The organism is Geomicrobium sp. JSM 1781026 (assembly GCF_041949955.1).
Taxonomy (GTDB): Bacteria; Bacillota; Bacilli; order Bacillales; family Marinococcaceae; genus Geomicrobium_A.
On the sequence record NZ_JBHFQF010000003.1, the window covers coordinates 413015 to 426380 of the forward strand.

11 protein-coding genes are annotated in these 13366 nt (G+C 40.6%); 4 read left to right on the forward strand and 7 right to left on the reverse strand.

Features of this window, described 5'->3' with window-relative positions:
* Window positions 1–519 precede the first annotated feature (519 nt).
* Window positions 520–837 carry a hypothetical protein gene (locus ACE1TF_RS07380; RefSeq protein WP_042403243.1) on the reverse strand — a complete coding sequence of 106 codons (318 nt, stop codon included), beginning with the start codon at window positions 835–837 and terminating at the stop codon, window positions 520–522.
* 189 nt (window positions 838–1026) lie between these two features.
* On the opposite strand from ACE1TF_RS07380, the gene ACE1TF_RS07385 reads away from it, so the two are divergent.
* The 3 genes from ACE1TF_RS07385 to ACE1TF_RS07395 all read left to right on the forward strand — a co-directional run bounded on the left by ACE1TF_RS07385 (window position 1027) and on the right by ACE1TF_RS07395 (window position 4543).
* Window positions 1027–2061: an ABC transporter ATP-binding protein gene (locus ACE1TF_RS07385; protein ID WP_375015560.1), complete on the forward strand. Its 1035-nt coding sequence runs from the start codon at window positions 1027–1029 to the stop codon at window positions 2059–2061.
* Window positions 2062–2126: 65 nt separating this feature from the next.
* On the forward strand, window positions 2127–3686 hold the full coding sequence (locus ACE1TF_RS07390) for an ABC transporter permease/substrate-binding protein (protein WP_375015562.1): 1560 nt from the start codon (window positions 2127–2129) through the stop codon (window positions 3684–3686).
* 155 nt (window positions 3687–3841) lie between these two features.
* Window positions 3842–4543, forward strand: a complete 702-nt coding sequence (locus ACE1TF_RS07395) for a hypothetical protein (RefSeq protein WP_375015564.1) — start codon at window positions 3842–3844, stop codon at window positions 4541–4543.
* A gap of 249 nt (window positions 4544–4792) precedes the next feature.
* Here the strand turns inward: ACE1TF_RS07395 and ACE1TF_RS07400 are convergent, their stop codons facing one another.
* From ACE1TF_RS07400 to ACE1TF_RS07425, 6 genes are all read right to left on the reverse strand, one after another.
* Window positions 4793–5689 carry a DUF5996 family protein gene (locus ACE1TF_RS07400; protein ID WP_375015566.1) on the reverse strand — a complete coding sequence of 299 codons (897 nt, stop codon included), beginning with the start codon at window positions 5687–5689 and terminating at the stop codon, window positions 4793–4795.
* 179 nt (window positions 5690–5868) lie between these two features.
* On the reverse strand, window positions 5869–7746 hold the full coding sequence (locus ACE1TF_RS07405) for a TRAP transporter permease (RefSeq protein WP_375015568.1): 1878 nt from the start codon (window positions 7744–7746) through the stop codon (window positions 5869–5871).
* Between the two features lie 37 nt (window positions 7747–7783).
* Complete coding sequence (locus tag ACE1TF_RS07410) at window positions 7784–8791, reverse strand: TAXI family TRAP transporter solute-binding subunit (protein ID WP_375015570.1); 1008 nt, start codon at window positions 8789–8791, stop codon at window positions 7784–7786.
* An 18-nt stretch (window positions 8792–8809) separates the two neighbouring features.
* Complete coding sequence (locus ACE1TF_RS07415) at window positions 8810–10411, reverse strand: FAD-binding protein (RefSeq protein ID WP_375015572.1); 1602 nt, start codon at window positions 10409–10411, stop codon at window positions 8810–8812.
* Window positions 10412–10556: 145 nt separating this feature from the next.
* Window positions 10557–11303: an IclR family transcriptional regulator gene (locus ACE1TF_RS07420; protein ID WP_375015574.1), complete on the reverse strand. Its 747-nt coding sequence runs from the start codon at window positions 11301–11303 to the stop codon at window positions 10557–10559.
* A 92-nt stretch (window positions 11304–11395) separates the two neighbouring features.
* Window positions 11396–12169 (reverse strand): IclR family transcriptional regulator, encoded by a 774-nt coding sequence (locus ACE1TF_RS07425; protein ID WP_375015577.1) that lies wholly within the window; start codon window positions 12167–12169, stop codon window positions 11396–11398.
* 164 nt (window positions 12170–12333) lie between these two features.
* On the opposite strand from ACE1TF_RS07425, the gene ACE1TF_RS07430 reads away from it, so the two are divergent.
* Window positions 12334–13350, forward strand: a complete 1017-nt coding sequence (locus ACE1TF_RS07430; RefSeq protein ID WP_375015579.1) for a TRAP transporter substrate-binding protein — start codon at window positions 12334–12336, stop codon at window positions 13348–13350.
* Window positions 13351–13366 lie beyond the last annotated feature (16 nt).

A 13366-nucleotide genomic window follows, 5' to 3' on the forward strand; every position in this document is an offset into this window, starting at 1 on the left:
CGTTGTCTTTGAGGTAGTCGACAAATTGGTCTGTGCTGTCAAAGTTGTATTGCATTTTACCGCCCCATCTTAATAACTTTAATAAGGTGCAAAAAGTAAATGATCATTGTAAGGGTAAAGATAAATATATTAATATAATCAATCATGGCCGGCTTATGCCAATCGACTAGGAAATACATCATCGCTATGACCATAATGATTGTATACCCAAACGCTTTTATCATAGATATAGTGGATGTGTTATAATTGTGGAGTGGGGAGGTTTCCCTCCCCTTTCTTACTTGCGGCGGCGCTTACTCTTTGCGGGAGAGCGTCGCTATTTGCGTTCTGTATGGATATCGTGCAAGTCTTTTAAGCCCGATGTTACTGGTTTAAAGCCTGCGGCGATGAGTCCAAGTAACGCTATCCACTGTTTCACTTGCCTTTATAGAGATTATAATATTTCTATTTACTTAAATAAATAGAAAAGCAAAAAAAGCAACCTCTCTATGAATTAGGAGAAGTTGCTTTTTTTGTCGACTAGCGTTCCAACACGTCCTCGAAGAGGAGTCCCCGGTCTTCACCATCGTCCGTTGTGGCAATGATTTTCAGTCGTTGATCGTTTTTGATGAACACTGATTTGTATTGTGGTACACCGTCATTTTTATATAGAATAACTCGACTGCCGCCTTGATTGTTTTCTATAGTTACCTCATTAAAATCCGAGCCAATCTCTTCTTCAACAACGTCTAGCTCGATCATTTCATCACGATTGGTTTCGAAGAAATCTTCATTTCCTTGAACTGCCCCGCACCCCATTAACAAGGCGATACTTACGAATATTATCCACACTCTCATATAAACGATCTCCTCAACAAATGGTCTCTACCTTCCGTATCATATCAAAAACGACAGCAACTTTCCTTCAACTACAATCTTTTATTGACGAATGTGGTCTGATATAGTAATATTCCGCTGACTAATCGGGTATAAGAGAAGAGCATTGCCACTACTGTCAAAATCTAAATATTGAGGTGTTTGATCTCGTTGATCACATTTAACGGAGTAGACAAGTCGTTTACAGAGAATAGAAAAGCAGTAAAGGGATTATCTTTTACGATTGAACGCGGCGAGTTTTTCGTACTTATTGGCCCGAGTGGGTGCGGGAAAACGACGACCCTTAAGATGATTAATCGGCTCATTGATGCGTCGAGTGGCACCATCACGATAAATGGTTCACCACATACAGACGTTGATATCCATGAGCTACGTTGGAACATTGGGTACGTGTTACAGCAAATTGCACTATTTCCGCACTTGACTGTTGCTGAAAACATTTCCGTTGTGCCAGAGATGAAGAAATGGAAGCAAAAAGACATTGAACGTCGCGTTGATGAATTACTCGATCTTGTTGGGTTAGACCCGGCTACGTACAGAGATCGTCTGCCTGAGGATTTGTCCGGCGGGCAACAGCAACGCATCGGTGTCGCAAGGGCTCTTGCTGGAGACCCCGACATCATTCTCATGGATGAACCGTTCAGCGCACTCGACCCTCTCGTTCGGGAGCAATTGCAAACCGACATTAAAGCATTACAACAACGAATCAAAAAAACGATCGTGTTCGTAACGCATGACATGCGCGAGGCGACAATACTCGGTGATCGGATTGCGATGATGGAAGAGGGCGAACTTCAACAAGTCGGTACAGCAGAAGAGTTACAACAAAACCCGGCAACACCAGCTGTGTCAGCCTTCATGGGGCGTTATTCTAGTCAAAGAAATCTCACATTAAAAGAGGTGTTCACTCCTACTGAAAAAAGTGAATACATTCAACCGAAATTCGATACACACTTACAACATGTACAATTTATCGTTGATGAGCACGGCAAGTCGTTTACGACGATTAACGATGGGGCAAAACAACAAACCGTTGACGCGATTGATCATTCCAGCTCAATAAAAGCAGCCTTTCGTTTTCTAGAGTCGAACGAACTCGCAGCGGTACCCATTCAAGAAAACGGCAAAATTATCGGAACTGTTTCCTACAAAGATTTAGCGAGAGTCTCAATAGATAATCAATGATTATGCACCCTCCTAGTGCAAGAATAGAGGAATGCGCATTCAATTAGGAATGGAAACATCATTGAATGTCGCAAAACGATATGGAAAACTTTATGGAGTCTTACGTTTCACTGTTTCAAGAGCGATCTGATCTACTCCTAAATTCTTTTTGGGAGCACGTCCAACTTTCACTCGTATCGTTACTTATTGCTGTCGCCATTGCATTGCCTCTTGGCATTTTGCTCACGCGTTACACACGCTACTCAGAATGGGTCATCGGCGTAGCCGCTGTTTTACAAACCATCCCGTCACTCGCTTTGCTCGGTTTTCTCGTTCTATTCGTAGGAATTGGCCCAACACCTGCAATTATTGCTTTGACAGCCTATGCGCTGCTGCCAATCTTAAGAAATACGTACACCGGCATTCAAGAAGTGAATCCGGCCATCGTTGAAGCAGCAAGAGGGATGGGAATGAACTCCTTTCGAAGCTTAAGAAAGATTGAATTGCCGTTAGCGATGCCAACCATTATGGCAGGAATTCGGACGTCAATGGTGTTGATTGTCGGTACAGCAACACTCGCGGCACTCGTTGGTGGCGGCGGGCTCGGTCAGATCATTATGACCGGTATTCAGCGAACGAATAACGAATACATTTTATTTGGCGCACTGCCTGCAGCCTTACTTGCCATTGTGCTAGACCTCGTTTTACGTCTAACCGAGCGAAATGCAAAGAAACGTCGAGGTGGATCTTTAAAGCCGATCATAAGTATTGTTACGATCGCCCTTTTCATCGTACTCATTCAACCGGTCATCTCGCTATTCCAAGATGAACCTGATGTCGTTATAGGCGGGAAATTAGGACCAGAACCTCCAATCTTAGCGAACATGTATAAGATACTCATTGAAGAAGAAACCGATTTAACCGTTGATGTTGTGGCACCACTCGGGGCAACGAACGTGAACTTCAACGCGTTAATCTCTGGGGATGTTGATATATATCCTGAGTTTAGCGGTACAGTACTAGCAGATTTATTAAACGAAGAAGATTTCAGCTATGATGAAGAAGAATCCTACGAACAAGCAAGAGAAGGAATATATGAAGAATTTGGTTTCCATTTCCTAGCTCCAATGGGCTTTCAGAATACGTATGCCCTCGCGATGCCAAGAGATCTCGCTGAAGAACTAGGCGTCGAGGCGATCTCCGATTTAGTGCCTCACTCTAGTGATTTAAGTGTTGGTTTTACATTTGAATTTATGGACCGTGAAGATGGATACGCAGGATTTGAAGACGTGTATGGGTTTGAATTCACAGATGTAACATCCATCGATGTGTCCACCCGTTACCAAGCGATTAGTAACGGCAGCATCCAAGTGAGTGATGTGTTCTCTACCGACCCACAACTCGTAGAGTTCGACATGGTTGCACTAGAGGATGATATGGATTTATTTCCTCCTTATCAAGCCGCACCGCTCGTCACAAACTTCTTACTAGAACAACACCCAGAAATTGAACCGATCTTAAATCAACTCGAAGGTTACGGAACAGTAGAAGAAATATCTGAACTTAACTACCGCGTTGATATCGAGGATGAAGATCCGTATGATGTTGCCTTGGACTTTTTAATTGAGCAAGGTCTTATCGACTAAATACGAGGGGAAAGAGCCGTTAAAAACGGCTCTTTCTTCAGTTACGCGTATTAGGCCTTTTGATTGATTTTTTTGTTTGGAAAGTTTAAAATAAATGAAATATATATTTTTCTGGAGGGTTTGCGCTTATCTTAAAATTACGCTTCGGTTTGTTAATGAGCAGTAGTCTACTCCTCATTGGATGTACGGATGTTGCAGAGAATTCGGAGGAACAAGAAAGTCCAGACATTGAGCTTGGGGATGCATTGTCTGAAGCTTCTTCCACGTCACTGAATATTGATTCGTATCGTTTACACTATGAAATCACTCTTTCAACGTCCGAAACTGAGTATGGTGAAGAATTTTTACAACGAGACGATCATGGCGTGTTACTCAACCGCAAAGAATACCAAACGGGCGAGAGTAATGTGACCGAATATTCTGCATATGATGGCGAACAAGCGTTTTATTATGAAGAAGGCAGTGACGTCGCTTATACGAACACAATCGTTGAACCCGATTCCCTTCGAGGCGAGATCCCTTACATTGGTCATACACTCAGCGGCGTGACCGAAGATGAGGTATCCGTTTTCCAGACAGATGAGTACGACGAGAAAGAAGTTTATTATTTGCTTATCGAAGGTCCCAGATCTTCTGAGACTGAATTATGGCTGGATGTCGACCATTTGCTACCCGTCAAAATGGTTCAAGACTCAGACCATTACACATTCACTATACATGTCGTACAGCTCGATACACATGTTGATTTTGACGACCCGAGTTTCTTCTCGCTAGAAGATGTATTGCCAAGTGACGTCACCTTGGAAGAGCAAGATGGCGATGACATACTCGAGGAAGTCTCAGAAGATGACGCATAAGGGAACCGCCTTTGTTCACTCGATTCTAGGCTTGGGATGTTGTACTACACGACCTTGTTCTTTTCAAAGCGTGTGACTCAATCTTGAAAAAATGAAAACAGTTTTGGAAGGAGACGGTCGTTTATTTTCTGTAAAATGCTGGCCCTGCTTCCATAAACGTCTGTTTGGAAGCAACAAACGTTTTCAGCTACGTCCAATGCCTATGGAGAACTTCGACCGGTTCACCGGCCTAGGAAAGACATCAAAATATTAATCTTGATGATTGTCTTTCATCTTGAGTGGAAGGTGATAATGCTCACAACCCTCCCATTCTAAATAGTCCTTCAGCCTGTGATAAGATTGCTCAAAAAATTGGACGACTTTTGCGTTCACATCGCCATCCACGTCTCCCAGTTCCAAAATAAATTCCATCAACGTTTCATCAAAGTAGCTGCCGTCTGGGAATGGCGGTGCGCATTCAAATGTAATCGACGGAAAAGGGTACGCTAATACAAAAAATGTAGGCCCACTAAAGTTCTTGTCCCCAAACCAGAAACCAAACTCAATCATCGGCTCATCAAAAGCCGCACGTTCGATGACCTTCGTATCATCCGGAAACGGCTCATGCGCGTTGTATACAAGAGCCGAAGACACATCAAATGTACCCCAAAATAACCCCGGCTTAATTTTTCTCGTTCTTAATGGACTCAAAAACTCAGTCTCTACCGTGTGCGCCAACTTAAAATAATCTAATACCTTTTGAGAGACTTCGCCATTATAATGATGATGGGTGGTATCTTCTTCAAAAGGCGTTGTCGTATCCATTTCTTGCGGCCTCGTATGAATCACTACGTCAATCCCCAATTCCTTCAGATTCTGCTGAAGCAATTCATAGTACTTTTTAATCGTTACGCCATCTTGGAGTGGGATCGTCACAAACTTCTCTGTTGTAACAATTTCAATCTCATCGTTCACGAGATTGATTGACAGAGAAAATGATTGGCCTTTATCATGCAACATTCCCGTCGACACACCTTGAACCGTTATATCAAGAATAATATGCTCCCATTGAGGTTCTTTGTGCGCCAACGCAACTTTATACTTCCCTAACATTTGCGTAAGCAAGTGCAATGTTTTCTGTTCTTGTTCCCATTCTTTAAATTTCATAATAACCCCCTATTTTTTTGAATACTTACCCTTTTCCTCGAAGTAAGGATTCTGACACTTATCCTGCACACGGTTATACTATGTTGTTACACCCGATAACTCCCATTCTCCGTTTACAACATAGACATGATAAAAAGCATGACCCTAAGAGTCATGCTACAACAAATGATTAACCTACACTATGAACTAACTTGAGACGAGCTACCCAGCACGACATTTCTTTTTCTTAACTGATACAAAATGATTGCCAGCAATAACACAGCTGCTACGGCTGTCATTGCCAAATTAGGAACTAAAAAGAGGATCGCTATACCAAACATGACCACTCTTTCCAAACCGTTCATACGTTCCAAAAACCAACCTGTTGTAGAAATCGATAAACTTACAACCCCGATTGTTGCCGGAATTAGTGCTGTCGTAATTTCTAATAAACTTCCCTCTCCAAGTAAACTTGGATTAAACACAAACATAAAAGGGATGATATACCCGGATAACCCCAATCGCCACGCACTTACACTTGTCCTTAAGGCATCACCATTTGCGATTCCTGCAGCAGCAAATGCTGATAGAGCTACTGGAGGTGTAATAAAGGACATAATCGCAAAATATAAAATAAACATATGTGCAGCAAGTAAAGGAACCCCTAATGAGACTAATGCTTGCGCACCGAGTACAGCTGTAATAATATATGCCGCAGTTGTAGGAAGACCCATTCCCAAAATGATACAAGCGAGCATCATCAGTAACAAAGCAGGCACTAGCATTCCACCAGAAAGATCTATAAGACCCTGTGAGAATCGAATACCTAAACCTGTAGCTCCAAAAATCCCAATAAGAACCCCTGCTGTCGCACATGCGACACTTACTGGTACGAGTATCTCTGCCCCTTTCTTTAACACATTATATGTTGATTTAATTGGAAGCGCCCTCTCTTTAAGTACATTTTGCACAATTAAAATAAGGAATGTTGCAACAATTGTAATTAATGCCGAAAATGATGGACTCAACTCTAGAATGACTAGACAATAGATCAAGACAATAAGAGGTGCAAATAAATAAAAACCATTTTTTAGCGTTGCAGAGATGTTAGGCAGCTCAGATTTATGTTTTTTTTCCAGACCAGCCTTTTTCGCTTCAAAATAAACCGCTGACGATAAAGCGATATAGAATAAGAAAGCGGGGATAACAGCAGCGAGAACAATGGCCGCGTACCCTAAACCTGTCATATCAGCCATTACGAAGGCTACAGCCCCCATGACAGGGGGAACAATCTGCCCACCTGTAGAGGCTACTGCTTCAATTCCACCCGCTACTTCCTTTGAATAACCCGTTTTTTTCATTAAAGGAATGGTGAAATTACCTGTCGACACGACATTACTTACTGAACTTCCTTGTATTGATCCCATTAATGCACTAGAAACAACCGCTGTTTGTGCTGGTCCTCCCCGAAAGCGTCCTGCTACAGCGTAAGACAAATCAATGAAGAACTCCCCAGCTCCGGTCTCCTCTAATAGCACCCCGAACAATATGAACAACGCTACAAATGTCGCAGCGACGCCTAACGGCGTACCAAACACACCTTCAGTCGTCCATATGAGATTACTTGACAGTGAGGCAGGCGAAACACCTGTATGATATAAAATCCCAGGTAAGTATGGGCCAATGAACGCATACACTATGAAAATACTCGCAATAATTGTCATGGCCCACCCTAAAACAAATTTCGTAGCGATAAGGATTAAAACGAGTAACACCCACCCCTGAACAATCTCCATTTGAGAAGGACCAATGACGCCACGATCAAACTGCGCCTCTGGTGAAAATAACGGAAGGGTAGCTAATGCTAAAATAAGTGTAACTGATAGTAATACTATATTGTACCAACGTATTTGCTTCCCCTTAAAAGAATATAGCGAAAATGCTAAAAATAAAATGATGAAAATGTGAATACCACGCTGCAACATTGGTGTGAAATTCCCCATAATACCGGTATATATATGAAACAACGATAATCCAATAGCAGCAATCGCACAAGCCCAGCCTACTACTTTAACCATAAGAACACCCCCGTACTTATCTAGTAAGATTAAAGAATTATTGATTGTGTTCTGGTGGAATTAACTCTTCAGGAACATCTACTCCCATAGATTCATAATAGTCAACAGCACCACTATGCAAAGGAATCGTTAATCCATCTAATGCATTTTCAAAACTTGTGTCTGCCTTTACAGCCGCGTGGGAATCAATCCACGCGCTTTCATTTTCCCAAAGAACTTCCAAAATTTCGTATACTTGATCATGACTTAACGTACCGTCGTTCATTGTCACTAGCATAATTCTATTGGTCGGTGTTGAAATCGATTCAACTTGTCCAGGGTACGTATCTGCTGGAACATCCATTATTTCAAAATACGAATAATCGTCATAAAAAGCAGGTAAGTCGACAGGTAGCAACTGAATATCTTCTGTATTACTCAAATCCATTAGAGTAGCTGAGTTAAGAGGGTTTGTTAATAAGAAAGCATCAATCATGCCATCGCTTAACCCCTCTGCCATTTCGCTATCTGATAAGTACTCTTCAGAGATATCCTCGTACGTAATTCCATATGAACCTAAAATTTTTCTCGCAGTATTTTCTCCACCACTGCCTGGCGCACCAACACCAATTCTTCCACCTGCCATATCTTCTATAGAGTTAATTTGGCTTTCTTGAGTGGTTATAACCAGAGCCCATTGATTAATACTCCCGAATAAAGAACGGAGATCATCCACTTGATTTCCTTCATACTGATCAATGCCCTCATAAGCAAAGTAAGCGATTTCAGAACTGGCAATCGCCATACCTTGCTCACCGTCTACCATCTGACGTATATTCTCAATTGAACCTCCTGAAGTAATGGCTGACGAAGACAATGAATCTGAATGGCTCGTAATCGTCTGTGCCATCGCTGTACCCATTGGGTACAAGGCTCCTCCTGAACCTGCTGTTCCAATATCAAATTCTCCCGACGCTTGAGAACTGTCAGAAGAGTCGTCTCCACCGTTGCAACCTGCAACAACAATTGATAGGCCTAAACCTAAACTAAGCAGCATTTTTTTCATTACCTAAACCCCTTTTCTTTATATATTTACTTCAAAAACATCTTGGTTAACAAGTCGGACGAATGACGGATTGTTTTCAGTAGCCTTCTGTTGAAAATCAGTCCGTATAAAGCTGCCTCTCGTTTCCTCTCTTCTCATGGATACATCAATGTAAGCTAATGACAACACTGTTATATTCATACACTCACTTAACATTAATCTTTGAGCCACAGGTAAAGAAAGAATCTCGATATTTGCTAGTTTTGCATATATATTATGAACTTCCTTGCGTGTACTTTGGAGTCGTGTATTATCTTTAGTAATTAAGATATGGTCCATCTTCTTTTGGATTTCTTGCTTCATACTTTGTATATCCATATCTAATGAACCCTCGAAATTTTCCGGTTTTTCTCTTTCAATTTCGGGTGTGAACTTGGTGTTCATGGCGTTTTTCGCTGCAGACGATCCAGACCTTGCACCAAAAACAAGCCCATCCATAACTCCTGTTCCCATAAGCCGCTCCGCGCCATGAAACCCTCCAGCAACCTCTCCTGCTGCAAAAAGCCATGGCACATTTGTGCTACCAGCGCTATCAATCTCAACCCCGCCCAATAATTGATGGCAACCTGTACTCACTTCAACGATATCTTCTAATAAGTCTAAACCACGCTCCTTTAACTTTTCATAACTATTCGGAATTCTCTCCTTTATATCTTCCTTTAAATGTCTGCCGTCCCAATAGACACCATTATTTTCCGTGACCCGTTTCTCAAGAATTTGCTTTTGGATCCACATGCAAGCATCTAGTAAAAGGTATCCTTGTAATTCAGCATCCTCCATAGATTGATAACCTGGTGGATAATTAGGAATATACTTCTCACCTTCTGTATTTTTCATGTACCCTTTTGTGAATATTGCACTTGTTAAGTAGTAGCCTTTAATGGGTTTCACTAAAAGTGGAAGAAAGTGCAAGAATTCAAGGTTAGTAATATTCGCACCTAATTTCAAGGCTATTGCAACACCATCACCTGTTGATCCTCCAGGGTTTGTACTAATTGAAAAGATTCTCCCACCGCCCCCTGTAGCGAGAATGAGGCTTGAGAACTGCATGCGTAAATCCGTAACAATCCCTTTCGCTTTGAGTCCAACATAAGCAGTCCTAAATGAAGTTTCTTCTTTTACATCGTACAATGTAGCATTTTCAATAATATTAACTCCTTTACTTATTGCTTCGTTCTTTAATCTGCTTAATAAGTTTTGACCGAAATGACCAATCCCTTTGATTAACCTGGGTGCACGATGACTTGGATACGTATGATCGATCTTCTCCATCGGAACACCTAATGAGGAAATATACTCGTATTCTGCCAATGAGTTAGTCACAAATGTGTTAACGAGATCCTCATCATTGATATGTCTCCCAAAATCTATTAAATCTTTCGCATACAGTGTCTTATCTTCTTCGTTTTCACTTACACCAACAACAGTTAGCTCAATTAAATGATCTAAATATGCTGTTTCACTTCCAGTTCCAATTGATCCTTTATTAATTAATGTAACTTTTGCTCCTTCTACACTCGCTTGTATGGCAGCTCTCAACCCACTAACTCCACCACCAACAACTAAAACATCGGTTTGCACAAAATCCCTCCGTTTGTTCACTCAGTGAACTAAAAGATTACTTAATGAACTATTTTTTTAATCGTAGTAAATAAATGACGATAAGTCAACAAATAATGTTATCGCTTTCAAAAATAAAAACCACTCTTTATAGAGTGGTTGCAGTTTATTCATTTAGTATTTTAGTAATATCTTTCGCTATTTGAAGCATCTTTTCAATAATTACTCGCTGACGTTCTTCGTCAATTTGGAAGGATGGGAATAGAACTCCTATACTCATTGTAAATTGGGCTCGAATAGGTACGGCAATCCCTGCAACCCCTTTTGTCGTCTCATTGATCATATACAAATAATCCTGTTCTTTCACTTGCTGAATCTTCGTAATTAGATCCTCGATTTCCTCATTATTTCTTACAAGTCGAAGTTGATCAACGATTGTCACTTGTTCATCCTCTGGCAATGCACCAATTATGGTTTTTCCCAACAAGCCGTAATCCGGCTCTCTAATCTTGCCCACTGTTGAGCTGATTTTCAGCCCTTCTTCGCTTTCTCTTTTATCTAAGTAAATTAAATGTTTGTCCCTTAGCGTTGCCAGTAGAATTGTATTGTTTGTCACCTCATAAAGCTCGTCCATGAAAGGAGCCACTTGTTTTTGTATAGCAATATCAGAAGATGCGATCACACCAAGCTGATAAAATTTAATTGATAATCTATATTTATCCGTACTTGAATCATATTGAATGTAGCCAATTTCTTGCATCGTTTTTATAATTCTATACAACGTAGCTCTAGAAAGGTCTGTTTTCGCTACAAATTCTTTAATTGATAGCTCACTTTCTTCTATTGAGAAGCAATTAAGCACTTGAAAGGCCCGTTCAATGCTGCGATTGGCTTTTACGTTTAACTCTTTCATAATACCCCTTTTAATCAAATATTTTCAGAGACAACCTCAATGATTATGAGCTCCTTTTTATTCTAAAGGAACCGTACAATATGCTTCCAAGCTTAATCCGTATCTCCACCTAAAATCTCAGACATTTCACGTCCTTTTCTCTGCAAATACTCTGCTAAATGATCATCTAGCGACGATGGAATTCGATCCTTAAACCCTACCATGATTACTGTACCAAGAAGCTGTGTTCGAAAGTCTAAAATCGGTACAGCAAGTGATGAAACGCCTGGAGCAATCGGTTCATTTGCAAATGTTATTCTTTGTTGGATAACCTGGAGCTTTTGTTCTTCTAGCATATTTTGATCTTCTTTTGAAAGTTGTTTAAACTCGTTGTCGACCCATTCTTCCGCTTGTTCATTTTCGTACGCATAATATAACTTTCCACATGCTGACTTAAGTGGCAATAACGTACCGATTTGTGCACCAATATTTAGCGTATGAGAACCACTTAAGAGCTTCACAACAATGGGGCCACGTTCAGTAGCGACTGTATACAATAACGTCTCATTAGCATAATCATTAATTTCTCGCAAATGGGGCGCAATATGCTCTAATATATTCTCTTGATTCATCGTCTGATAACCATACTCCGCTAATTTTGGACCTAAAAAATACTTCAATGAATATTCATCCCGATACAGAATTCCGAGCATCGTTAACGTGTTTAAATACTTATATAAATTGTTTTTAGACAATGCTGTTTCATTTAAAATCTCATTATATTTTAGCGGACGATTTTTTTTTGAAATTACATCAACAATGGATAAACCTACTTTAAGAGATTGAATTGTCTCAGCTTTGCTCAACTCTTTTTTCTTTCTTTCCATGATATAACAGCCCCTTAGCTAATACCTGTTCCTATTAATTTACCATATCTCACACTCATGAGCATCGCACCGATCGGCTGAACATTCTATATTGACAAAAAAATATCATATCGATTATATTTTATAGTGAACTTATTACACTATAAAAGAGAGAGGGTATACCTATGAGAAAGGCAGCACTTATTCTCTTGCCGCTCTATATACTATTTATGGGCTGTTCTACCAATGTTAATACAGCCCAAACCAATCACTCAGAAATTCAAGAACGAAACTTTGTAAGTGCGCATGTAGTTCCAGAAGGCCATGTTTGGCATCAATCTCTTTTGAAGCTGGAGGAAGAGGTGCAAGAGCGCACTGATGGAAAATGGACATTTGATTTCTATCCGCAAGGATCTCTAGGTCCGCAAAATGACATGTACCAACAGCTTCAAGTAGGTTCCATTGACCTTGCTGTACTTGTTGGCCCAGAGTTAAATAGCCATTCTGAGGCTTTTGCAGCATGGGCAATGCCTTTTATTTTGCGCGATCATGAAGACGCTTTCAAAATGGGTGCCACTGAGGAAGCACACCAACTCTTCGATACGTTAGATGGTGTCGTTGGTCAAGGTTATTTTTTTGCTGGAATGCGTCATGTTCTTTCTAGCGATCACCCACTTACAACCATTCAAGATTTTAATGGCCTCTCATTACGAATTAGCCCTAGTCCTGCCATCACCGACTTCTGGCAGCAATCAGGATCAGGACCAACGCCTGTACCAGCAGCTGATTTGTATAGTTCATTTCAGACAGGTGTCGTAGACGCTATTGATATCGACCTTGATTTAATGATGAATAACGGCTACTACGATATTGGCGATTATTTCACTCCTTTAAATCACATGAGTTGGGCAGCACCAGTTTTATTAAATGAACAATTATATGACAGCTTTTCGGAAAAAGAAAAGCAAATCTTCTCAGACTCATTGGATGTAGCTATTCAACATAATAAAAAGATAGCAATTGAAAGGGAAGTTCAACAAATGAAAGACTTCGAGGAACAAGGAGGGACTATTGTAGAAATCGAAGACTTTTCCGATTTTTACAATGTAGCTGAGAATATTCATGATGAGTACGCTGAAGCTAATGATTACATTGGCAATTTTATAAATAAGGCTAAAGAGATCTCAGAATATGACAACTAGGAGGACTAACTAAGAC

Coding starts and splice junctions, on each gene's coding strand:
- ACE1TF_RS07380 (WP_042403243.1), bottom strand. CDS start 837: ATGAGAGTGTGGATAATATTCGTAAGTATCGCCTTGTTAATGGGGTGC.
- ACE1TF_RS07390 (WP_375015562.1), top strand. CDS start 2,127: ATGTCGCAAAACGATATGGAAAACTTTATGGAGTCTTACGTTTCACTG.
- ACE1TF_RS07395 (WP_375015564.1), top strand. CDS start 3,842: ATGAGCAGTAGTCTACTCCTCATTGGATGTACGGATGTTGCAGAGAAT.
- ACE1TF_RS07400 (WP_375015566.1), bottom strand. CDS start 5,689: ATGAAATTTAAAGAATGGGAACAAGAACAGAAAACATTGCACTTGCTT.
- ACE1TF_RS07405 (WP_375015568.1), bottom strand. CDS start 7,746: ATGGTTAAAGTAGTAGGCTGGGCTTGTGCGATTGCTGCTATTGGATTA.
- ACE1TF_RS07410 (WP_375015570.1), bottom strand. CDS start 8,791: ATGAAAAAAATGCTGCTTAGTTTAGGTTTAGGCCTATCAATTGTTGTT.
- ACE1TF_RS07420 (WP_375015574.1), bottom strand. CDS start 11,303: ATGAAAGAGTTAAACGTAAAAGCCAATCGCAGCATTGAACGGGCCTTT.
- ACE1TF_RS07425 (WP_375015577.1), bottom strand. CDS start 12,169: ATGGAAAGAAAGAAAAAAGAGTTGAGCAAAGCTGAGACAATTCAATCT.
- ACE1TF_RS07430 (WP_375015579.1), top strand. CDS start 12,334: ATGAGAAAGGCAGCACTTATTCTCTTGCCGCTCTATATACTATTTATG.